Genomic DNA, 23,768 nt, shown 5'->3' on the forward strand with positions numbered 1-23,768 from the left:
TCCTTAAAATTAAATTATACGGTACAAAAATTGCTATTTTTATCCATACTACCACAAAAGGGCGTGCTCTTTTTAAGGATTTATTTACATTATACACATATAATGATGCAAGAAACGAAGATTTTATGGGCTGATGACGAGATTAACCTGTTAAAACCACATATTTTACTGCTCAACGAGAAAGGATACCATGTAACCACCTATACCAATGGTAACGATGCGCTCGAAGCCTTTGGAAAAGAACACTTTGACCTGGTTTTCCTGGATGAAAACATGCCGGGGATGAGCGGACTGGAAACGCTGACAGCGATTAAAAACATCAGGAGCGATGTTCCTGTGGTCCTCATCACCAAAAGCGAAGAAGAAAACCTGATGGAAGATGCCATCGGATCTAAGATAGACGACTACCTGATCAAGCCTGTTAACCCTAAGCAGGTCTTACTGACCATTAAAAAGATCATAGACAACAAAAGACTGGTCAGTGAAAAAACTTCTATGGCCTACCAGCAGGACTTCAGGCGTTTGGGCATGACGCTTAACGACCGCCTCAGCTACGAGGAATGGGTGGATGTTTATAAAAAGCTGGTTTTCTGGGAACTCGAATTGGAAAAGCTGGACGATCCGCAGATGCATGAGATCCTGACCATGCAAAAATCGGAGGCCAATATGCAGTTTTCCAAATTTATAGAAGACCATTACCTGAGCTGGGTGAATGGCAAAGGCCAGGCCCCGCTGCTATCGAACGAACTGCTGAAAAAAAAGGTTTTCCCGCTCATCAACGGTGGTGTGCCGGTGTTTTTTATACTGATCGACAACCTGCGTTACGACCAGTGGAGGGTCATCAACCCACTCATTACCGAGCATTTCAGAATGGATGAAGAAGACATTTACTCAAGCATCCTGCCAACCGCAACGCAGTATGCCCGCAATGCAATCTTTTCCGGACTGATGCCGCTTGAAATGGAAAGACGTTTCCCCAATCTGTGGCAGAACGACGATGACGAGGGTGGCAAGAACCTGCATGAAGGAACTTTTCTGGCCGAACAGATCAAAAGGAACCTGCGCAAGGATTGTAAATTCAGTTACCATAAAATACTGACCTACGACGATGGAAAGGCGCTGAACGATCAGGTAAACAACCTGATGCACAATGATTTTAATGCCATCGTTTACAACTTTGTGGACATGCTTTCGCATGCCCGTACGGATATGCAGATGATCCGGGAGCTGGCCAACGATGATGCCGCTTACCGCTCGCTGACACTGTCCTGGTTTGAACATTCGCCTTTAATGGACCTGCTGAAAAAGATCTCGCAGAAAAAAGTTAAGGTGGTGATCACCACAGACCATGGAACCATTAGGGTAAAACACCCCAGTAAAGTGATTGGCGACAGGAACACGAATACCAACCTGCGCTACAAACAGGGACGGAACCTGAACTTCAATGCGAAAGAGGTTTTCCTGATCAAAAACCCGCATGAAGCACAATTGCCAAAGATCAATATCAGCTCCAACTATATTTTTGCAAAGGAAGACCAGTATTTTGTTTACCAGAACAACTACAATCAGTTTGTGAATTACTACAACGAAACTTTCCAGCATGGGGGCATCTCACTGGAGGAGATGATCATTCCTGTTGCCACTTACAGTTCAAGATAAAAGGATGCTGTTCAAATTATGGAAAGGGGGCCTTTGTGCTCCCTTTTTGTTTTACCTGTCAGGCCAGTAATCACTTATTGCTTATAAGAAAAACACATATAAATAACATAGTTGGAATACCCTTGACTTACCCTTGGCTTACCCTTGGATTACCCTAGGGGTATATCAAGGGTAAGCCAAGGGTATCTTAACGGTATAGCAACCTTATCTCAATTGTGTTATTTATATGGAGTTTACCTGTGATTTATTAGTTATTATTGGCTCCTCTTATTTAAGTCTGCCTTAAGGCTGATGAAATCAAGCCGATTTCTTCTATTTTTGCAGTTAATGGAAAGTATTAAAATTCAGGTTAATGGCCTTACAGAGCTGGATCTTGCGGCCCGTAAAATTTTAGATCTGGCCGCTCATGCGCACATCTTTATTTTTGAAGGCGACATGGGCGCCGGTAAAACTACATTGATTAAATCACTTGCCAAAGTAATGGGGGTAACAGAAGTGGTTTCGAGCCCCACATTTTCTATCGTAAATGAATACGATGCCAAAGGTAAGCCCATTTATCATTTTGATTTTTACCGTATCAAAAATATTCAGGAAGCCTACGATATCGGGTATGAAGAATATTTTTACTCGGGGAACACCTGCTTTATCGAATGGCCCGAAAAAATTGAAGGACTGATTCCAGAACATTATATCAAAATAAGCATTGAAACCCTGGCTGAAAATGAAAGGTTACTGTCAATTTCAAAAATTTAAATTTCAAACGCATTAAATTTCAGCTATTTTGCTTAATTTAAAGCCCAAATCTATAAATAAAAATGGCTACAGGATTACGCGAAGGTATGGCCTCCATTGCTCAAAAGGGGCTGATACAGCCAAAAGAAGCATTGTCAGAAATTAACAAGAAGAACAACAGTTTATACATCGGCATTCCCAAAGAAATCTCCTTTCAGGAAAACAGGATTGCCCTTACGCCACTGTCTGTTGCCTTACTGGTCAACAATGGGCATAAGGTGATCATTGAAAGCGGGGCAGGTGTAGGCGCCAATTTTTCGGATAACGACTACAGCGAGCAGGGCGCCATCATCTCCTTTAATAAAAAGGATGTTTTTGATGCCGATATCCTGGTTAAAATTGCACCGCCTACAATTGAAGAAGTCGGCCTGATGCACAAGGGCCAGACCCTGATCTCGGCCCTTCAGATGGGCGCATTGAAAGAGTCTTACCTCAAGGCCCTGCTGAATAAAAAAATAAATGCCCTCTGCTTTGAAAACCTGCGCGATGAGGGAAATATCCTGAGTGTGGTGCGTTCCATGAGTGAAATTGTGGGGGCCACCTCCATTCTGATTGCCGCAGAATACCTGAGCAATGTTACCGGCGGAAAGGGACTGATGCTGGGCGGCTTTACCGGTGTTCCGCCAACGGAGATCGTCATCCTGGGGGCAGGCACCGTAGGCGAATACGCAGCCCGTACGGCCATATCGCTGGGTGCGGAAGTAAAGGTGTTTGACAGCTCGATCTTCAGGCTCAGGCGCCTGCAGAACAACCTTGGGAGCCGGGTATTTACCTCGGTAATGCAGCCTATCGTTTTGAGCAAGGCCATCACCACCTGTGACGTGGTGATCGGCGCAATCCGGGCTTCGCACGGCAGAAGCCCCTGCATTGTCATGGAAGAAACCGTTGCGCGCATGAAACCCAACTCCGTGGTGATTGATGTGAGTATAGATCAGGGCGGTTGTTTTGAAACTTCTGAAGTCACCAATCACAAAGACCCGGTATTCCGGAAACACGACGTGATCCATTATTGTGTCCCTAATATTGCCTCCAGAGTGCCTAGAACGGCCTCCTATGCCCTTACCAATATCTTTACCCCGATACTGGTAGATATTGGCGACATGGGCGGACTGATGAACGTGGTATGGAATAAACCCGGTATCAGGGAAGCCCTGTACATTTACCAGGGGCACCTGACCAGTAAAGACCTTTCGAACATGTTTAACCTGCCGTATAAAGACATTGAATTGCTGGTAGCAGCCAACCAATAAGCCCAGCCCTGCATGAAAAAAATCCTTCCGCTTTTGTTTTTTGTTCTTTCCCTGAATGTACGTGCCCAGCAAAAGCCATCGAATCCACATGGCTTGAAAGTAGATGGCTATGCCAGCTATATGGATTCCTGCAAAACGAACAGCGACAACAAACTACTGGAAATCAAAAAATTTGTTCCAGGGGTTGTGCTCGACATCAGGTATGCCACCGCAAACAATTTCATGAAATGCATCATGTACAGGCAGGCCCGGGCCTTTGCACGGAAACCAGTGGTCATGCAGCTCAAAAAAATCCAGGCAGAACTAAAAAAACAGGGCTATGGCTTAAAGATATTTGACGCCTACAGGCCCTATCAGGTTACGCTGGCCTTTTACGAAGGGGCGGCTGATAAGAACTTTGTAGCGAACCCGGCCAAAGGTTCCAAGCATAACCGCGGTTGTGCAGTAGACCTGACCATTATTGACCGGAAAACAGGCCGGGAAATTGCTATGCCTACCCCCTACGACAGCTTTGCCCCGGAAGCGGCGGCTGATTATGCCCTTCTGCCTGCGGAGGTACTGAAAAACAGAAAAATGCTGATTGATACCATGCAAAAATACGGCTTCCGGGTAATACCGAACGAGTGGTGGCATTTTGACTTTAAAGGCTGGCAGCGTTACGATCTGCTCGATATCCCCTTTGAAAAGCTGTAGGCCCCGCGGGTTTTAATGCACTTAATAGCCGGTCTAAGCTTTCTTTTGTTGCCCAGCTGCTCAGTACCACCCGGTTCAAAGGCCTTCCTTTATGGTCCGGATAGGGAAAAGAGGAAATGAGGATCTGCTGTTCCAGCAGCATGGCGTACAATTCGGGGTCCTGACTAAAATAAACCGGGTAACCGGGTATAAAGTTCCAATCCCCGGAGTCAATTTTACCTGAAAAATAATGCATCAGCTCCTGCAGTTTCCCGAGTTCGTCACGATAAATGTCTGCAGCCTGCATAAAAGCATAAAGCCCTGCTGCCGCCGGTGGCGATGCGCCCAAAAATGCGTTGCTGCGCTTTAGCATGCCGATGACCCCGGTACTGCCCAATATAATGCCCGCATCTATTCCGAGCGCTTTGGCCATAGAAGCCACCACCGTTACTTTAACATTTGGCAATACGGGGATGGTGTTTAAGACGCCCCTGCCCTTATCGATCAAGCCTATGCCATGTGAATCGTCCACAATTAAAAACAACTCATTTTCAGGAAGGATGTCCCTCAAAAAAGAAAAATCGTATTGCTCCGGGAAAAGGTTGTTTAGAGAATTGCTGATCAGCACCCATTTATTTTGCGGACTTCCATTAATGCGCTCAACTGTTTTTTTAGCCCATGCTGAAAAACCACCCCTAGTTTCGGGAGCTCCGTTTAACCACAGCGCAGGATGGGTTTGAGGCGCATAGATCAGGTGTTCGGAGGCAAAGGCCCTGACCAGCAGCTGAGCCGCCAGATAACCGCTGGACGTAATGAGCGCGGCCTCTGCACCAAAATATTCAGCGGCATAAGCCTCGGCTTCGTTATAAATCCCGAGCTGCACGTTGTTGCCCCTGCTGGTGCCATTGTTAAGACCGAATTTTTTAAGCCCATCCTGGTAATGTCCGATAAAGGCGGAATTTTGAGGAATGCCCAGATAGGCCGTGCCGCTAAAATACAGGTAGTCCTGCCCTTGTATATTGATATTCAGGGAAAGCGGACCCTGAATATTGGTCAGTTCCACATTAAAACTGCTCATGGATATAGGTCATAATGCGCACCATTTCTTTTCTGACTTCGGTGGCAGAGGTTACATAATTGTTGTTCATAAAGGAAAAGATAAAGGTTTTTCCTTTTTTAGTGCGGATAAAGCCGCTTTGGTTATGCACCCCGGAAAGCGTTCCGGTTTTGCCAAAAACAAAAGGCTTATCGGTTTTGGGATAGGCATTTTTTAAGGTGCCGCTTTTCCCTCCGGCAGGGATCATGTTAAACAGCTTTTCGGGGTTATTGAGCTCTTTATAGATCATGTCCAGCAGCTTAACCACAGACCTGGGCGTAAACAGATTGTACCTGGACAGGCCGGATCCATCTGCCCAGCGGGGCTTATCGGGCAGGGCCGAAAGATATGTTTTTTCGATATGGGAAATGGCTTTATGGGTATTCAGCTCTTCGCCAAGCTGGTTGGCACAAACCAGCAGGAGCTGTTCGGCTATAAAATTATCACTCGGCAGCATCATTTCCTTCAGCACAGTATCCCGGTTTAAATTGAAGATTGTTCTGGCATCCAGTGGCATTTTCAGGCTGGCCAGTCCTACCGGTTTATGAAGGGTATCGGAAAGCAGGCTCAGGGTAAGCGGAAGGCTTACCTTATAAGGCACATCCTGGGTATAGCTTTCAGGAATGACCATAAGCGGGTATTTAAAATGGTTGCTGTTGAAATCCCGGACAAGCCCGAACGTTTGCCCTATAGCTGCAGAATCTGCCCCTAAACAATCTTTAAATAAGGCCGGGAGCAGGGTTATTTTTCCTTTTTCGGCCTTCACATGCAGCAGGTTGTCCATGAGTGGCAATTCATTTATTTCGGCCTGGTAATAATCGTTGTAGTCGTCCCACTGCCATCCGCTGCCATAAAAATCGCCGGTATACCTGCCCGGGGCATAAAACAGTTTTTTAGCCGCCGATTTTAAGAACTCTGCCGCCCGTGTGCCTTTGAGCTTGCTCTGTAAAAAAGAGGGGTCGCCAGTGCCCCAGAAGATGAGTGAATCGCCGCGCTCTACATACCTTAAAGAAGGGATAGAATCGGGCAGCATTTTCAAGCTGGCATAAAAGGTGAACAGTTTGGTATTTGAGGCGGGTGTGAAATACTGATCGGCATTCTTTTCAAACAGCATATGTCCGCTGGCCAGGTCGTATAAAGCAAAGCCTGAGTAATGATGTTTCAATACCGGCGCGCTGGCAAAGACCTTTTTAACACCCCTGGAAATGCGTTTTTCTGTGGAGCAGCCCATACAAAAAAGCAAGAGGGAAAAGCCTGCAAAAAGCAGTATTTTGAGCCCCCGAATTTTTACTGTAATACTTTTATATCCGGATACAATCATACTGCTACTAATTTATTAATTTAGTTTAATGAAATTGTTAATGCGCCTGATTAATTTCAGTCAACTCCGGGTTTTCTTGTGGGTCATGATGGTTCAGACCGGTGCGGCAATTCAGCTGCTGGCGCAGGATTTTTACTTTAAAGGAAACAAAAGCAAGGATGCCATTTCTTTCGCCCTGGTTAAAAACCTGGTCATCGTGCCGGTATACCTCAATAACCATGGCCCTTTCAATTTCATCTTAGACACCGGTGTAGGACCTATGATCATTACCGATCCGAAACTGATTGACAGCCTGGGCCTCAGGGTTTCGCGGACGCTGGAAATATCGGGCCTGGGGAGCGGCGCCAAAATTGATGCTTTCATTGCCAATGATGTATCGGTCAGGGTTGGCAATGCCTGGATAGACAACATGCCCACGGCGATATTAAAACAGGATATTTTTGGGCTGTCTAACTACCTTGGCACCAAGATCTACGGACTTTTAGGTTATCATTTTTTTAAAAGTTTTGTTGTTCAGCTGAATTATTCGGGTAAAAGAATGGTTTTTGGCCATCCCTGGGCCTTCAGAAAAATAAAAGGGGAAAGGGTGCCTATCGAGATCGAAAACAGCAAGCCGTATGTGAACATCGACATTGAAACGGCTGAGCAGGGCCACCTGACCGTAAAAACACTGATGGACAATGGGGCAAGCCATGCCATCTCGCTGGAGCGGTTAAAAGAGGAGCCTTTTCCGGTACCAGCCTCTTCCATATCGGCCAATCTGGGCGTGGGCATGAGCGGGCCTATTGCCGGAAATATCGGCCGCGTTTCGTCGCTCACGATCGGAGGCTTTAAGCTGAAAGGTGTCCTGGCTTCTTATCCCAGGTATGACGATGTTGCGGCCAAGGTGATCCTGAAAGACCGCAACGGAAACCTTGGGGCCGATATACTGAGTCGTTTTAACATTACGTTTGATTATGCCGACAACTCCATATACCTGCGGAAGAACGGGCAGTTTAACCGCCCCTTTGAGCACGACATGTCGGGCATAGAAGTTTACCTGCAGGAAGATAAAACCAGACGCTATTTTGTAGGGAGGATAGAGCCCGGTTCACCGGCAGACCTGGCGGGAATCAAGGCAGATGATGAGATCATACTGATCAATTTCTCCCCTGCGGCCAGCTTTAAGCTCGACGATATCAATAACCTGTTCAAATCGGCCGATGGGAAAACCATCATCTTATCCATATACCGCGATAAGGAAATTGATGTGAAGGTGTTTAAGCTCAAACAAAGAATTTAAAGGATTCTTTTAACTTTGCAGCCTACGATCCGAGATATGACGAAATCCTTTATACTGAGTGCCCTGAGTGCCCTTGCTTTGTTCATCTGCAGCTGTAACCCGAACCCCAAAAACCCCGGCAAGGCAAGTCCTGATAAGCCGGTTGATGAGCCTCTGCCGGTTACCGGAAGGGAGCCTTTTGATCCTATTATTGGCATTAAATTTTACGAGGTAAAGCGTCGTTTCAGTACCGGGCTTTCTTTCAATGAAATTGGTTTTCAACAGGAACCTTCCTGGATCATCCGGTTTAAGTCGAGGGACACGATAGAGGCCTACAGTCCGCAGTTCGACCGTATGCAAAGCTTTTACCTGCATTTTGACCATAAGAATGTGTACAATTTTGCCAAAGAATGGTTCAGGATAAAAAAGATCAGCAAGGATAGCCTCGTGTTTCAGCGGCTGCATTTAACCGGTCGCGAAATCTCGAAAGACATCCGCTCGGACGTGAACCTGACCTGGTACTCGGAAGATTACATACATAAGGTACTCAAAACCACGGTAGAGGAGCTGCAACGTCCCACAAAAGCCGATACGCTTTATATACAGGAACTGGCAGACAAATCGGCCCTGGACCCGGGAAATGCCAAAACTGCCTTTGGGGCCCGGCAGCCGGTGGAATTTGTTCCTGTAAGCAAAATCATCCATGTGAAAAAGCTCAGTACAGTGGATAAGCTGCTCGGAAGAACGGAGTCCTACGATTACCTTTTTCCCCGCTACAGGATTGATATTGTGAATGCCTACGACGATTTTGGCTATGATTTTTCGATAATTGTGGATGCAAAAGGCAAAATTCACCTGGGTGCTTTCCATACCAGTTTTCAGGAAAATTACGGGCCCCGCAAGAAAACACTCGAGGCGATCATCAACGTTTACCTGCAAAACCTATTGCAGGTTAGCCCCGGCAAAACACTCGGAATTCCACATTCCAGCGAGGTTAATTTAGTGGTTACCGGCCGCAAACGGGCAAAATAAGGCTGGTTTTATTTTATATTTATCAAAAAATGAAGCATTTGCATGTTATCAAAAAATAATATGTACATTGCAGACTTAATTTTAATAAATAAATACAATGCAAGAAGGAACAGTAAAATTTTTTAATGTGACCAAAGGTTTCGGTTTTATTATCCCAGCTAATGGTGACAACGAAATTTTTGTACATTCAACAGGCCTTATCGACGAAATTCGTGAAAACGACAAAGTTGAATATGACGTTGAAAACGGCAAAAAAGGATTGAATGCGATTAATGTTAAAGTAATCTAGATTATTAAAAACATAAATTGGACAGCATCGCGGATAACCCGCGATGCTTTTTTGTTTTAAAGGCTGTTGGTTATTTATGGTTTTTGATGACCTCAAAAAGCAGCTCCGGCTCGTTGGTGGTAATAAATTCTACGTTGTTGTCCAGCAGCCATTTCATTTCTGCCTCGTTGTTTACGGTCCAGGCATTTATGGTGAGCCCCAGCTCTTTTGCTTTTTTGAACCACTCCCCTTTCTGGTAAACACTGTAGTGGTAGTCGGCACCGCTCATGTTTGCGGCTTTCAGTTCTTCGAGCGATTTATCGCCTTTAAGATAGGCAATATGGGCTTCTGGTGCAATTTCACGTAGCCTCAGCATGGTGTCCCAGCTAAAGCTGATGTAATCTACCCAGGCTTCAGCCTTTAACTTTTTAACCATGGCCACACAGGCGTCTGTAAGTGCTATATCCCCTGCTTTACCCGTTTTGGTCGGCTTGATCTCGAAAACCAGGCGGGTACCTTTTTGTTTGATCCCTTCTTTGATATAGGCTTCTGCAGTAGGGATGGACTCCCCGTTACTCAGCTTTTTCTGAAGCAATTCAGCATAGGTAGATTGTTCGATGTGCAGGCCCTGAAAATCGGCATCATGATTCACCACAAGCACCTTGTCTTTGGTCATATGCACATCAAATTCACTACCATGACAGCCCAGGCGGATAGCCTCTTTTAAGGATGCTATAGAGTTCTCCGGAAGGTTTTGTTTTTTCCAGGCGCCGCGGTGTGCAATAACTACATTCTTGTTCCAGGTTTTGATTGCTTTCGTCTTTTTTTGGGCGAAAGCACTATTTAATGTTACTGCCATCAGAATAATGACTAAAGATGAGTGTTTCATATGTTGTGTTTTTTTTACTAAAATATCATTTAAAAGGCAATATTGAAAGCTTATTTAAGTTAATTTAACATTACGAGCTTATGAGCAAACCTATATTAGTGCTTTACTTTTATCAAAAAATTGCTGACTTTTAAGCTTTCAGGTTTTACAGATCAGGATGAACAGCAACTACGAGCTTTTGATTTCAAAAATTAATGAGTTTACACAGAAGTTTTACCTCAATAAACTGCTGCGTGGCCTGATCTATACAGCCGCGCTGCTCCTGGCCCTATACCTGATCCTGTTCGTATTGATTTATTATCTACAGCCCGGTCCGGCAACCAAAACCGCCTTGTTTTTTGGGTTTGTAACCATAGGCGTCCTGGCCACTTCATGGCTGATCATCAGTCCGGCCCTCTCCTATTTCAAAATGGGTAAAAACCTGAGTATTGAGCAGGCCTCGGCCATTATTGGCCATCATTTTTTCAGCATCAAAGACAAGCTGCTGAATACCCTGCAGCTGAAAGCAATGGCCGAGGCCTCGACTGAACACAATGCCCTTATCCTGGCGGGTATAGACCAGAAGATTGCGGAGCTGAGGCCTATTCCTTTTACCAATGCCATTAAGCTGGCCGACAATAAAAAATACATGAAGTATTTTCTGGTCCCGGCCTCGGTTATTGTGCTGATTGCCATCATTGCGCCGGCAATTTTAAAGGAAGGCACCAGTAGCCTGATACAGTACAATACACAGATTTTGCCCAAAGCACCCTTCAATTTTGTGTTGCTGAATACCAATCTCGGCGTGGCGCAAGGCGATGATGTGAAACTGGAGCTGAAACTAACCGGCAACGAAATCCCACAGGATGTTTATGTGAGCATTGGGGCAAACACCTATAAGCTGGAAAAAGAAAGCACGACAACATTCTACCATACCTTTAAGAACATCCAGAAGAGTATGGTCCTTTCTTTTTCTGCAGGAGGCTTCGATTCAAAGGAATACAGCATCACCGTAAATCCGAAACCTTCGGTATTGATGCTTAGGGCCCGGCTGAAATACCCGGCCTATCTGAACAAAAAAGACGAAATCCTTCAAAATGCGGGCGACCTGCTCCTGCCGGAGGGAACCCATGTGAGCTGGCAGATGGAAACCAGGAATACCAGGGCACTGACTTTTATACTGGACGGTAAAGCCCAGGTACTTTCGGGAGAAAACAACCTCTTTACCTATACCAGGACCATTCGGCAGGCTTCGGCATACAGCATTATCCCAGAAAACAGTTTCAGCAGCAGCGATTCCTTAAGCCACCAGATCAATGTGATCAAAGATGAATTCCCTGGTATTTCTGTAATGGAAACGCCGGACTCATTGAGTAGCAAGGCTTTATATTTTTCAGGCCATATCAGTGATGACCATGGCTTCAGCGCCTTAAAATTCAAATACCAGGTAAAGGAAAATGGCAAGGTTAAAAAAACGGTGACATCGCTGATCCCCGTTAAGAAAAACCAGCTGGAAAACACATTCTTTTACTTTTGGAACCTGAAGGAAAGCCAGCTGGAACCCGGGCAAACGCTGGAGTATTATTTCGAAGTATCGGATAATGATGGGGTTAACGGGCCCAAATCGGCTAAATCAGAAATCCGTTTGCTTGCGGTGCCAACGGCAAGAGAAGCTGCAGCAAAAATTAATGAAAGCAGCCAGGCCCTGAAACAGCAAATGGAAAAAACCATTAAACTGGCCGGCCAGGTGGAAAAAGAAAGCAAGAAACTGGCAGAAACATTACTGGACAAAAAGCAACTTACATTTGACGACAAAAAACAAATTGAACAGCTGCTGAACAAACAGAAACAGCTGGAAGAGGCCGTTAAAGACATCAATAACCTGAACAAGAAAAACAGTCTGGATAAGGAAGAAAACGGCGCCCTGAAGGAGGAGCTTGCTGAAAAGCAGAAAAAAATAGATGATCTGTTTAACAATGTGCTGGATGAAAAGACCAAAGCCTTGCTGGAAAAGCTGCAGAATTTAATGGACCAGAACAATAAAGACCAGGCCCGGAATGAGCTTTCCAAAATGCAGATGGATAACAAATCGCTTAAAAACGAGCTGGACCGCATTTTAGAATTGTACAAACAACTTGAATTTGAGCAGAACCTGCAAAATCAAATCGACCGGCTCAACGAGTTGGCCAAGGTACAAAAGGAACAGGCCAAACAGAGTTTAAGCAAGAGCGCACAGTCACCGGAGCTGAAAGACCAGCAGAAAGCGCTATCCAGATCTTTTGAGGAACTACAGAAAGACCTGAAAAAACTGGAACAAAAAAACCAGGAACTTGAACGGCCCAATCCTTTTCAAAACCCGGAAAAGGAAACCAGGGACATCAAACAGCAGCAGCAGGAAAGTGAAAGCCAGCTGGATAAAAACGACCGTAAAAAAGCGTCGGAGCAGCAGCAAAAAGCCGGAGAGCAGATGGAACAGCTGGCAAAAAAAATGGAAGAAATGCAGCAGGAATCGGCCGAAATGGAAAATAACCTGAATGCACAGGAACTCCGTCAGTTGCTGGAAAATCTGCTGAAAACTTCATTTGACCAGGAAAAAGTAATGTTGAACCTCAAACGTTTGAGCAGCAGTGACCCTCAGTACACGGTCAATGTTCAGAAACAGCGCGCAATAAAAGACAATGTGAAAACCATTGCAGACAGTCTTTTTTCTTTGAGCAAAAGGGTGCCGCAGATCGAAACTGCCGTAAATGAGGAAATGCAGAAGATCAATTTCAATATGGACAAAAGCCTGGAAAACCTGGGTGAAAGAAATACTGCGGCAGCGAACCGGAACCAGCAGTACACCATGACTTCCATCAATAACCTTTCCCTGATGCTGAACGAAGCCCTGGATCAATTGCAAAACATGATGAAAAACAGCAAAGGCGGGGGCAAAAGCAGCAAAAAACAAAGCATGAAACAGCTGGAACAGCTGCAGCAGCAGCTGAACAGCAAGATGCAGCAGGCCCGCGAACAAATGCAGAAAAACGGCAATAAAGGAAATGTTCCTAAAGGAAGCATGAGTGAGGAATTTGCTAAAATGGCACAGCAGCAACAGATGATCCGGGAAGCGCTGCAAAAAATAAACCGGGAAGACAATAAGGACGGCAAGGGCCCGCTGGGCAACCTGAACCAGATGATACAGGACATGAAAGAAACAGAAGCTGACCTGGTAAACAAGCGTATTGAACAGCAGACAATGAACCGTCAGAAAGAGTTGCTGCTTAAGCTGCTGGATGCGGAAAAGGCAGAAAGGGAACAGGAACAGGATGCAAAAAGAGAAAGCAAGGCAGGCCATGATTTCCCTCCTTCCTATAAGCAAATGCTGGAGAAATTCAAGTTGCAGCAAAAAAACGAGACGGAGTGGCTGCAAAAACTCCCGCCAAATTTAAACCACTATTACAAAAATAAAATTACCGAGTATTTTAAATTGCTAAATTCGGGGCAATAATTCTGATCTGATGAGCAAAGCAAAAATCCATTTTTTTACAGAGGACATTACCTACACCTTAAAAAAGAAAACTGCCATTAAGGACTGGCTGAAACACGCTGTTACCGCGGAAGGTTATGTTTTGGAGGAACTGAACTTTATTTTTTGCTCAGACGAATACCTGCTGCGCATCAACCAGGAATACCTGCAGCACGACGATTATACCGATGTCATTACTTTCGACAATTCAGAACAGCCAAAAACAATTGCAGGTGATGTTTTTATCAGCATAGAGCGGATCAGGGAAAATGCGAAAGGCCTGAAAGTTTCCGCACATGATGAATTGTGCAGGGTAATCATTCACGGAACATTGCATTTACTGGGCTATAAAGATAAGGATAAAGCTGCAAAGCGGCAGATGACTGCGCGTGAAGATCATTACCTCTCCCTGCTGCAAAATCCCTGATTTACCCTCCCTGCCGCGACTTTTCCACCCGGCTTTCTTAAAAAAGACCACATCGCCGTTTTAGGTGTTTTTAAGCGTTTTAAGCCCTCTTTCGCTTTTTATGACTCCTATGTCGGATTCAGGTATTTTTCTTCTTTAAAAGACCCGTATGAAGGTGTGTTTTTAGCGTTGCCTGTCATTTTTGTTTACCTGAGATCAAAAATATTTTATAATGAACTGGCCCAGGCATATACCAAAAAATTAATGTTTACTTTTGCAGTAATTTTCTTACCTCTAATATCGTTTAAACAGAATTGAGCACACTTATTGCAGCCGAAAACCTGGGCCATGGTTATCATGACGAATGGCTATTTAAAAATTTAACCCTGGGCATACAGTCTGGCCAGCGCGTAGCGTTGGTTGGCATCAACGGGGCCGGGAAAAGTACCTTATTGAAACTCCTGGCCGAGCGGTTCTCCCCTCTTGAAGGAAAGATTGTAAAAAATAAATCAGTAAAGATCGGCTTTCTTGACCAGGAGCCAGCATTTCCTGATGGCTACTCCATTAGTGACTTTATATTTTCACTGGAGAACAAACAACAGCAGCTGATCAGGGAATATGAAGAACTGATAGAACAGCCTGATCCAGACGAGCGGCAATTGAACCGCCTGTATGAAGAATTAAGTGAGCACAATGCCTGGGAATACGAGCATGAGATAAAGACAATTTTAAGCAGAATGGGCATTAACCACCTGCAGCAAAAGATATCGACCTTATCGGGCGGGCAAAAAAAACGCCTGGCCCTTGCCAAGCTGCTGATCGAAGATCCTGAAATTTATGTATTGGATGAGCCTACCAACCACCTGGATATTGATACCATAGAATGGCTCGAGAAATTACTGACCTCCGGAAATAAAACACTGCTGCTGGTTACACACGACCGCTATTTTCTGGACAATGTATGCAATACCATTGTAGAGCTTGATCGCGGAAAGATTTACAATTACAACGGAAACTATGCTTATTTCCTGGAAAAAAAATCTGAACGGGAAGCAGCAGGCGAAAGTACATTTCAGAAAAATAAGAACCTGCTGAAAAAGGAATTGGAATGGATGCGCAGGATGCCTGCGGCACGTACCACCAAATCGCAGTCCAGAATAGATGCCTTCTATGATCTGGAGAGCAAAACTAAACAAAGAACTGACAATCAAAAAGTTACGTTAAATGTAAAGATGTCCAGACAAGGAAATAAGATTCTTGAGCTGGATCATATCGGTCAGTCTTTTAATGGCAAGGACATCATCAATGATTTCAGCTATACCTTTAAAAAAGCAGACAGGATTGGATTGGCCGGAAAAAACGGCACGGGAAAATCTACCTTATTGAACATCATTACAGGCCATTTAAATCCGGAACACGGCAAAGTAAGTACAGGAGAAACTACAGTTTACGGATATTATAAGCAAGGTGGTTTAGCTTTTAACGAAAAGGAACGTGTAATAGACATTGTGAAATCGGACGCGGAATATATAAAAATGGCGGATGGACAAACCATTTCGGCTTCGCAATTACTCACGCTTTTTCTCTTCCCTCCCAAGAAGCAGCATGGAATGGTAGAAAAATTGAGTGGTGGGGAAAAGAAAAGGTTACACCTGATGAAGGTCCTGATGCAAAATCCAAATTTTCTGATTCTGGACGAGCCGACAAATGACCTGGACATTGACACCTTAAATGTACTGGAAGAATTCCTTGAAAATTTCCCGGGAGTTTTAATTCTGGTTTCTCACGACAGGTACCTGTTGGACAAAATGAGTGAGCAACTGTTCATCATGGAAGGCAATGGAAAAGTTGCCATTTACAATGGAAATTACTCGGAGTACCGCTTGAGTTTGGATGTACCAAAAGAAAAATCAGAAAACAAAATAAAGGAAAATTTGAGCTCCATAGCTCCTGTTGCTCCTGTAAAAAAATTGAGTTATAAAGAACAAAGGGAATTAGAGGAATTGGAAAGCAGGATTGCAGAGATAGAAAGAGAAATTGTATCCCTTACAGATTCGCTGACAAAAATAGACAGCGCGAATTATGTGGAACTACAGGCAACGACTAAATCCATTGAAAATTTAAATTCAGAACTTGAAGAAAAATCGGAAAGATGGCTCATGCTTTCAGAAATATAAAAGTATAATCAAACTGGACACAACAATATTAATTGAGTAAATTAGTTAAAAAAGTAATCTGTTTCACGTGAAACAAATAGAATTTCAAATAAAAAATCTATTAAAAAACAAAGCTGTTCCACGTGGAACAAACACAAAACGAAAACAAAATGTTTAAAGAATATGATGTAATTGTAGTGGGTGGAGGACATGCCGGATGCGAAGCTGCTGCTGCTGCTGCAAACCTGGGTTCTTCTGTACTGCTCATTACCATGAACATGGAAACCATTGCCCAAATGAGTTGCAATCCGGCCATGGGAGGAGTAGCGAAAGGACAGATCGTTAGAGAAATTGATGCTATGGGGGGCTATTCCGGCATCATTAGCGATAAAACAACCCTGCAATTCCGTATGCTGAACCTTTCAAAAGGTCCGGCAATGTGGAGTCCAAGAACGCAGAACGACAGAAAAAGATTTGCTGAAGAATGGAGACTTGCACTGGAGCGGACGCCGAATGTAGATTTCTGGCAGGATATGGTAAACAGTCTGATCATCAAAAACAATACCGTTATTGGCGTAAAAACTTCTATAGGTGTAGAGATCAAAGCCAAGTCTGTAGTGCTTACGAATGGAACATTTTTAAATGGTCTGATCCATATTGGTGAGAAAAAATTCGGAGGGGGAAGAACAGGTGAAAAGGCTGCCACCGGTTTAACTGAGCAGCTAACTGTTATGGGATTTGAAGCCGGCAGAATGAAGACAGGTACCCCACCCCGGGTGGATGGCCGGTCGCTAAATTATAGTGTCATGGAAGAACAATGGGGCGATGAAAACCCAGGCCGCTTTTCTTATACCAATGTTGAACTTCCGGAAGCGCAACGCTGCTGCTGGATTACTTATACGAATGCGAATGTACACGAGACCCTGAAAGAAGGATTCGAAAAATCGCCTATGTTTACAGGCAGAATCAAAGGCCTTGGTCCGAGGTATTGTCCGTCTATTGAAGACAAGATCAACCGCTTTGCGGAGCGCGAGCGCCATCAGATCTTTGTAGAACCAGAGGGCTGGAACACTTGCGAAATTTACGTAAATGGCTTCTCTACTTCCCTGCCAGAGGATGTTCAATATAGGGCCCTTACCCAGATCCCCGGGTTTGAAAATGCCAGAATGTTCCGCCCAGGATACGCCATTGAATACGATTATTTTCCTCCTACCCAGCTTTCACTGACCCTGGAAACCAAACTGATCAGCAATTTGTTCTTCGCAGGACAGATTAATGGCACAACAGGATACGAAGAAGCTGCTAGTCAGGGTTTTATAGCCGGAATAAATGCCCATCAGAAGGTAAATGACCAGCATGAACTCATCATGAAGCGATCTGAATCCTATATTGGGGTATTGATTGATGACCTGGTGACAAAAGGCACTGAAGAACCTTATCGGATGTTCACCTCCAGAGCTGAGCATCGTTTGCTGCTGCGCCAGGACAATGCAGATATCAGACTCTCCCCTATTGCCCATAAACTAGGGCTGATCTCCGATGAGCGCCTGGAAACCGTAAACCAGAAAATACAAAATTCTGATGCCATTGTTGCCTTTTCTAAAAAGCAGGGAATAGACATGGGCAGCGCTAATGCCATGCTCAAGGAATTAGGCACCAGCCCGCTGAACCAGAATGTAAAACTATTTAGCTTGCTCAGTAGACCTCAGGTAGGTATAAACGACGTCAGAAAAATGAGCTCCGCACTGGACGAACTGCTCAGTCAGTTTGATAAGGAAACCATTGAGCAGGCGGAAATCAAAATTAAATACGAAAGCTATTTTGAAAAGGAGCAGGAAATCGTAAACAAAATGCAGAAGATGGAAGATAAAGACATCAATCCAGATTTCGATTATACACAACTTGTTTCCCTTTCAAAAGAAGCAAGGGAAAAGTTATTGAAAATAAAACCGCGTACTTTAGGGCAGGCTTCCCGAATTTCAGGTGTTTCTCCTTCAGATATATCCGTTTTAATGGTCCATATCAGCAGGTGACATATAACTTATTGATTTAAAACATCTTACGCTAAAAACACTACATAAAGAAAAGAGCTATTTAAAAGCGATATAAGAGACTTTTAACTTTTTTTAATGATAAGGGTCGGAAAAGCATATAAATTAAATACAGCGCATATAAATGGGTAAAAATAGAAATACAGTAAACTTGTCGATTTTTTTTGTTCTTATGGTCATGAGCATGCTCTTTTATTCCTGTGCAAGTATTCAACAGCCACAAGGAGGACCAAAAGATACCGAGCCGCCTAAAGTTTTAAAGATGACCCCAAAAAATCTGATGGTCAACTTTACGGCGCCAAAAATCGTCATCGAATTCGACGAGTATTTTAAACTGCAGAGCGAGTTTAAAGAGTTTTCCGTTTCACCCGAAATGGAGACCCCTCCTACTTTGAAAGCAAAAGGCAAAAAGCTGGAAATCACTATTCAGGATACACTGGAAAAGAACACCACTTATACACTTAATTTTGGCAAGGCCATAGTAGACGTAAATGAAGGTAATGTGGTCAAGAATTTTACCTATGTATTTTCAACCGGCCCACAACTGGACTCACTAAGTATCAAAGGAAAAGTGACCAATTCTGTTACCGGATTACCTGAACTGGATGCATTGGTATTTATATTTCCGCTAAACCGGGATACCTTGTTTGGAAAGAAAAAACCTTCCATTTTTACTACTACAGATAGCAGCGGTAATTATGCCTTGAATAATTTAAGAAAAGATACTTATAAAATTTATGCAATTAAGGAAAAAGGCGGTGATAAAATTTACCAGCAGGTTAGCGATGATGTGGGCTTTTTAAAAGATTCCATTGTATTGGATAAAGCCCTGGACAACATTAACCTGCAGCTTTTTAAAGAGCGTGCAGAAACCTTCAGGGTACTGGACAAACGCATCAATGCAGATGGAAGCATTTCTTTGGCCTTTAACCAGAAGCTCAAAAAGCCGGAAGTTACAGTAACAGATCCCCCCACCCTGGATGCGGCAAAACTGATTAAATTTAGCCGCAATAATGACTCATTGCGGGTCTGGCTTAAGGATATGAGTTTTGACTCCACAAAAATAGCCATTAAAGACCAGGGTAAATTGCTCCAGACTACAAACCTGACCAGGGGTAAAAAAGAGACCTATACCAGAACCCTTACGGCAACCGACAATATTGAAAACAAAGCGCTTAACCCAAATCAGCACCTTAGACTGACTTTCAATTTTCCGCTGGAAAGCACAGATATAAGTAAAATAAGCCTGCTGGAAGATTCTGTTGCACGCACTGGCTTTACGTTGGTAAAAGATAGCGCTGACCTGCTCTCTTATTATTTGCGTTATCCCTGGAAAGCAAAAAAGACCTATGAGGTAAAGTTTGCAGCGGGCGCTGTAACAGCTATATTCAATACAAAAAACAAAGAATTCATCAAGACTTTCCAACTGGGCAATAAAGACGATTATGGTACGCTGATTGTTAAAATTGTAACCCCTGAACCCAATAAAAGCTATATACTTGAAGTCATAGACGGCAATAAAAATGTAGCCAATACACTGGTCGTGCAACGGGATACTACAGTAAGGTTTTCGAATTACAAAGCAGGAAAATACTGGTTGCGCATCACCTATGATACCAATAAAAATGGGGTTTGGGACACCGGAAATGTAAAGCTGGGCCAGCAACCTGAGCGCATATGGAATGAACCCAAAGAACTTTCTATAAGGGCATTATGGGAGCGGAACGAAGTGGTAACTATTCCTAAAGAATAGCTACCTGAACCAGTCGGAATACATGATGTAATTGTCTGGCAGCTTATTCAATAAAGCCCTTTGCTCCTCAGTAATGGGCTTTATTTTTTTTGCAGGCGTACCTGCATAAATATAACCACTTTCGCAGCGTGTATTTTCCAGAACTACGGCCCCTGCAGCAATGATACAATACTCTTCCACCAAGGCATAGTCCATAATAATGGCGCCCATTCCAACCAGAATATGGTCTTTCAGGATACAACCATGCACAATTGCATTATGGCCTATTGACACCCTGCTGCCTATAATGGTTGACGCTTTGAGATAGGTAGCATGGATCACCGCACCATCCTGTATATTGGTCTCATTTCCAATGGTAATGCTGTTCACATCCCCTCTGATCACTGCATTAAACCAAACGGAACAATTGTTGCCCATCAGGACATCACCCACAATTGTTGCATTAGGTGCAATAAAACAATCGCTACCCCATTTAGGTTCTTTATCTTTAACTGGTAATATCACTGGCATGTGCTAAAAAATTGTGTCTTTTAATTCTGTTGAATGTTGGGGATAGTCTGTCGTATAGTGCAGGCCCCTGCTCTCTTTTCTGATCATAGCGGCTTTTATGACCATAAAAGCTACCTGTATGACATTCCTGAGCTCACATAACTTAACGGAAACCTTATTTGCCTTATAAAATTCTTCCGTCTCTTCATGCAATAAAAACAGTCTTCTCATTGCCCGTTCCAGTCGGAAATCGGAACGCACTATACCTACATAATCGCTCATCAATTTTTGTGTTTCTCTTAAATTATGCGTTACCAATATGTCTTCATTAGATTGGGTAACTCCTTTTGCATCCCAATCGGGAATGTTATCTGGTATAATGTTATTTTTAAAGACTTTGACTGCATCTTTATAAATGCGGTGTGCAAATACAGGCGCCTCCAATAAAGAATTGGATGCCAGCCTATTGGCCCCATGCAAACCGGTTGAAGAACATTCCCCGCAGGCGTACAGGTGCTTAATGGAAGACCTTCCATACTCGTCTACCAGAATACCGCCACACATATAATGTGCCGCGGGGGTAACCGGAATAAGATCTTTGGTCATGTCTATACCGATGGACAGGCATTTGGCATAGATATTAGGAAAATGCGCGAGAATATCTGCTTTTTTTCTATTTCTAATGTCCAGATACACAAAATCCTCACCGGATTTTTTCATTTCAGCATCTATAGCCCTGGCTACAATATCCCGTGGCGCCAATGAACCCCTCTGGTCATATTCGTACATGAATTCTTCACCATTTTTTCTCCTTAATACCCCTCCAAAACCACGTACAGCCTCCGAAATTAAAAAAGCCGGGTACTCTCCGGGATTGTATAAAGCTGTTGGATGGAACTGAATAAATTCCATATTCCTCACTTTTCCCTTGGCCCGGTACACCATTGCCATTCCATCCCCGGTGGCAATTACCGGATTGGTGGTACTCGAATACACATGCCCTGCACCACCTGAAGCCATAATAGTCACATTTGCGAGGATCTTTTCCACATCATTAAGCTCTGTATTAAAGGCATATATGCCATAACAGTTGATATCTTCAGTACTCTTATCCACATGCTCCCCCAAATGATGCTGCGTAATCAGCTCGAGACAGAAGTAATGTGTTAATATCTCTATGTTCTTATTCTGGTGAATCTGCTTCAGTAAAACGCTTTCAATTTCGTATCCGGTAACGTCTTTATAATGTAAAACACGGTGTTCTGAGTGCCCACCTTCTTTTGCCAGATCATAATCACCGCTCCTTGCCTTGTCAAAATTAATTCCATAATCGATAATTTCCTGGATACGCTGGGGGCCTTCCTTCACCACAATCTCTACTATCTGCCTGTCACACAATCCATCACCGGCTATAAGCGTATCTTCTATGTGTTTCTCAAATGAATCATCTTTGTCGATCACTACCGCTACCCCACCCTGGGCATATTTGGTATTGGATTCATCTTCATTTGATTTGGTCACAATTAATACTTTGCCATGCTGAGCGGCTTTCAACGCAAAGCTTAAACCGGCAATCCCAGACCCTATTACTAAAAAATCTACTTTTCTCATGCGTACCTGCTGTTCCTTTTCAATTTACTATCAAGCTTTTAAGGCTATATATACTCTTTTCATTACTGCTGCAAAACCTCTTTTGTGCTATCAAAAACAATGTTTTGTTAACAACGTGGATATCTATGTGGATTACGTGTATAAACAAAAAGAACAATTTTTTTTGAATGTTTAAAGCTAAGCTAAAAAGAGAATTTGCCACAATATTTTAAGTTATTTTTAAGCAGCTTCTTCTGGTTTATCCACTTTTTACACACCTCTTAACAATAAACATATTTGTATTGATAAAATTATAGCCCTAAAAATATAGCGCTGTAAATCAGCGAATATTTTAAAAGAAAATGTAATCTAAATGTTAGTAAATTATTAATAACTCATATAATCGAACAGAAAACGGATATTTATACACAGTATCCACAGGCTAATAAACAATAGAAATCTATTTATATTAAAATAATTATAATTTATTGAAGTGTTGAAACTGCGTACCTTTACAAAAGTTAAAAAACAGAAAAACTGTAAAAACTAACATAAACTCATTCTGATGAAAACGGATACCTTGGAGGAATTGAACAGGAAAGGTTTTATAGAGGAAAGTATTGATCCGACTCTAGACCTCTTTGAAGAAATTGAAAAATTAAAGAAAGAAAAGAATGCAATTGTACTGGCTCACTATTACCAGGAGCCTGATATACAGGATATAGCAGATTATATTGGCGACAGTTTAGGGCTTTCCCAGGAAGCTGCAAAGACAGAAGCCGACGTAATTGTATTTGCAGGTGTACATTTTATGGCTGAGACGGCGAAAATCCTTTCGCCGGAAAAGAAGGTATTGTTACCTGATTTAAAGGCTGGATGTTCATTGGCAGATAGTTGTCCTCCTCATTTGTTTAGAAAGTTTAAAGAAAAGTACCCTGACCACCTCGTAATTACCTATGTGAACTGTACGGCAGAGCTAAAGGCTTTGAGCGATATTGTGTGTACTTCTACAAATGCAGTACAGATCGTAGAAAGTTTGCCTAAAGAACAAAAGATCATATTTGGTCCTGATAAAAATTTAGGTGCCTGGGTTGCTAAAAAGACAGGAAGAGACCTGGTATTATGGAATGGGGCCTGTATGGTTCATGAAATATTTTCGAGGGAAAAGATCACCAAATTAAAGGAACGTCATCCGAAGGCGAAATTCATTGCCCACCCTGAATGCGAGGAATCGGTATTAAAAATGGCGGATTATATTGGTTCTACAACGGGATTACTTAAATATACGATCAATAATGAAGCCCAGGAGTTCATTGTAGCTACGGAAAGCGGAATTATTCACCAGATGGAAAAGGCCAATCCCGGAAAAACCTTTATTCCGGCACCACCAAACAACAGCTGCGCCTGCAATGATTGTCCGTATATGAAAAGAAATACGCTGGAGAAGCTGTATTTGTGCATTAAAAATGGCCTTCCGGAAGTTACCGTACCTGCAAATATCATTGCTGAGGCGAGGAAGCCGATTGAAAGAATGCTGGAAATTTCAGCAAATCTGGGTCTTTAACAGGCATAATCTGTTGTAATTAATGATGTGGA

The 23,768-nt window shown here is 43.2% G+C and carries 18 protein-coding genes; 13 read left to right on the top strand and 5 right to left on the bottom strand.

The window, feature by feature from the left end; all coding sequences use genetic code 11:
• Positions 1 to 105: 105 nt before the first annotated feature.
• The 4 genes from porX (at position 106) to B9A91_RS10455 (ending at position 4,394) form a co-directional block, all read left to right on the top strand.
• Entirely contained in the window at positions 106 to 1,659 is a 1,554-nt protein-coding gene (gene porX, locus B9A91_RS10440; protein ID WP_084239669.1) for a T9SS response regulator signal transducer PorX, read from the top strand.
• Positions 1,660 to 1,986: 327 nt separating this feature from the next.
• Entirely contained in the window at positions 1,987 to 2,412 is a 426-nt protein-coding gene (gene tsaE / locus B9A91_RS10445; RefSeq protein ID WP_235012520.1) for a tRNA (adenosine(37)-N6)-threonylcarbamoyltransferase complex ATPase subunit type 1 TsaE, read from the top strand.
• A gap of 62 nt (positions 2,413 to 2,474) precedes the next feature.
• The gene (locus B9A91_RS10450) at positions 2,475 to 3,701 is read left to right on the top strand and encodes an alanine dehydrogenase (protein WP_084238274.1); all 1,227 of its coding nucleotides are present in this window, start codon (positions 2,475 to 2,477) and stop codon (positions 3,699 to 3,701) included.
• Between the two features lie 12 nt (positions 3,702 to 3,713).
• Complete coding sequence (locus B9A91_RS10455; protein ID WP_084238275.1) at positions 3,714 to 4,394, top strand: M15 family metallopeptidase; 681 nt, start codon at positions 3,714 to 3,716, stop codon at positions 4,392 to 4,394.
• Here B9A91_RS10455 and B9A91_RS10460 read toward each other — a convergent pair.
• A complete protein-coding gene (locus B9A91_RS10460) occupies positions 4,342 to 5,451 on the bottom strand; it encodes an aminotransferase class I/II-fold pyridoxal phosphate-dependent enzyme (RefSeq protein WP_084238276.1) in 1,110 nt (369 codons plus the stop codon). The genes B9A91_RS10455 and B9A91_RS10460 overlap by 53 nt on opposite strands.
• Entirely contained in the window at positions 5,438 to 6,790 is a 1,353-nt protein-coding gene (locus B9A91_RS10465; RefSeq protein ID WP_084238277.1) for a D-alanyl-D-alanine carboxypeptidase/D-alanyl-D-alanine-endopeptidase, read from the bottom strand. The genes B9A91_RS10460 and B9A91_RS10465 overlap by 14 nt, the downstream gene beginning before the upstream one ends.
• 85 nt (positions 6,791 to 6,875) lie before the next feature.
• Between B9A91_RS10465 and B9A91_RS10470 the strand changes: the two genes are divergently transcribed.
• The 3 genes from B9A91_RS10470 (at position 6,876) to B9A91_RS10480 (ending at position 9,372) form a co-directional block, all read left to right on the top strand.
• Positions 6,876 to 8,072, top strand: a complete 1,197-nt coding sequence (locus B9A91_RS10470) for an aspartyl protease family protein (protein ID WP_235012521.1) — start codon at positions 6,876 to 6,878, stop codon at positions 8,070 to 8,072.
• Positions 8,073 to 8,108: 36 nt separating this feature from the next.
• Entirely contained in the window at positions 8,109 to 9,083 is a 975-nt protein-coding gene (locus B9A91_RS10475) for a hypothetical protein (RefSeq protein ID WP_084238279.1), read from the top strand.
• A 97-nt stretch (positions 9,084 to 9,180) separates the two neighbouring features.
• On the top strand, positions 9,181 to 9,372 hold the full coding sequence (locus B9A91_RS10480) for a cold-shock protein (protein WP_084238280.1): 192 nt from the start codon (positions 9,181 to 9,183) through the stop codon (positions 9,370 to 9,372).
• A gap of 70 nt (positions 9,373 to 9,442) precedes the next feature.
• Here the strand turns inward: B9A91_RS10480 and B9A91_RS10485 are convergent, their stop codons facing one another.
• The gene (locus tag B9A91_RS10485) at positions 9,443 to 10,240 is read right to left on the bottom strand and encodes a glycerophosphodiester phosphodiesterase (protein WP_084238281.1); all 798 of its coding nucleotides are present in this window, start codon (positions 10,238 to 10,240) and stop codon (positions 9,443 to 9,445) included.
• A 157-nt stretch (positions 10,241 to 10,397) separates the two neighbouring features.
• On the opposite strand from B9A91_RS10485, the gene B9A91_RS10490 reads away from it, so the two are divergent.
• The 5 genes from B9A91_RS10490 (at position 10,398) to B9A91_RS10510 (ending at position 20,093) form a co-directional block, all read left to right on the top strand.
• Entirely contained in the window at positions 10,398 to 13,709 is a 3,312-nt protein-coding gene (locus B9A91_RS10490; protein WP_084238282.1) for a DUF4175 family protein, read from the top strand.
• A 10-nt stretch (positions 13,710 to 13,719) separates the two neighbouring features.
• Positions 13,720 to 14,154, top strand: coding sequence for an rRNA maturation RNase YbeY (gene ybeY / locus B9A91_RS10495; protein ID WP_084238283.1), 435 nt, complete (start codon positions 13,720 to 13,722; stop codon positions 14,152 to 14,154).
• 293 nt (positions 14,155 to 14,447) lie between these two features.
• A complete protein-coding gene (locus B9A91_RS10500; RefSeq protein WP_084238284.1) occupies positions 14,448 to 16,310 on the top strand; it encodes an ABC-F family ATP-binding cassette domain-containing protein in 1,863 nt (620 codons plus the stop codon).
• A gap of 149 nt (positions 16,311 to 16,459) precedes the next feature.
• A complete protein-coding gene (gene mnmG / locus B9A91_RS10505) occupies positions 16,460 to 18,322 on the top strand; it encodes a tRNA uridine-5-carboxymethylaminomethyl(34) synthesis enzyme MnmG (protein WP_084239671.1) in 1,863 nt (620 codons plus the stop codon).
• A 202-nt stretch (positions 18,323 to 18,524) separates the two neighbouring features.
• Positions 18,525 to 20,093, top strand: a complete 1,569-nt coding sequence (locus B9A91_RS10510) for an Ig-like domain-containing protein (protein WP_262497611.1) — start codon at positions 18,525 to 18,527, stop codon at positions 20,091 to 20,093.
• Here the strand turns inward: B9A91_RS10510 and B9A91_RS10515 are convergent, their stop codons facing one another.
• Positions 20,094 to 20,603, bottom strand: coding sequence for a gamma carbonic anhydrase family protein (locus tag B9A91_RS10515; RefSeq protein ID WP_084238286.1), 510 nt, complete (start codon positions 20,601 to 20,603; stop codon positions 20,094 to 20,096). It abuts the gene before it with no gap.
• 3 nt (positions 20,604 to 20,606) lie between these two features.
• On the bottom strand, positions 20,607 to 22,193 hold the full coding sequence (gene nadB / locus B9A91_RS10520) for an L-aspartate oxidase (RefSeq protein ID WP_084238287.1): 1,587 nt from the start codon (positions 22,191 to 22,193) through the stop codon (positions 20,607 to 20,609).
• 544 nt (positions 22,194 to 22,737) lie between these two features.
• Between nadB and nadA the strand changes: the two genes are divergently transcribed.
• Entirely contained in the window at positions 22,738 to 23,736 is a 999-nt protein-coding gene (nadA, locus tag B9A91_RS10525; protein WP_084238288.1) for a quinolinate synthase NadA, read from the top strand.
• Positions 23,737 to 23,768 lie beyond the last annotated feature (32 nt).

This window comes from Pedobacter africanus, assembly GCF_900176535.1.
GTDB classification, from domain to species: Bacteria; Bacteroidota; Bacteroidia; order Sphingobacteriales; family Sphingobacteriaceae; genus Pedobacter; species Pedobacter africanus.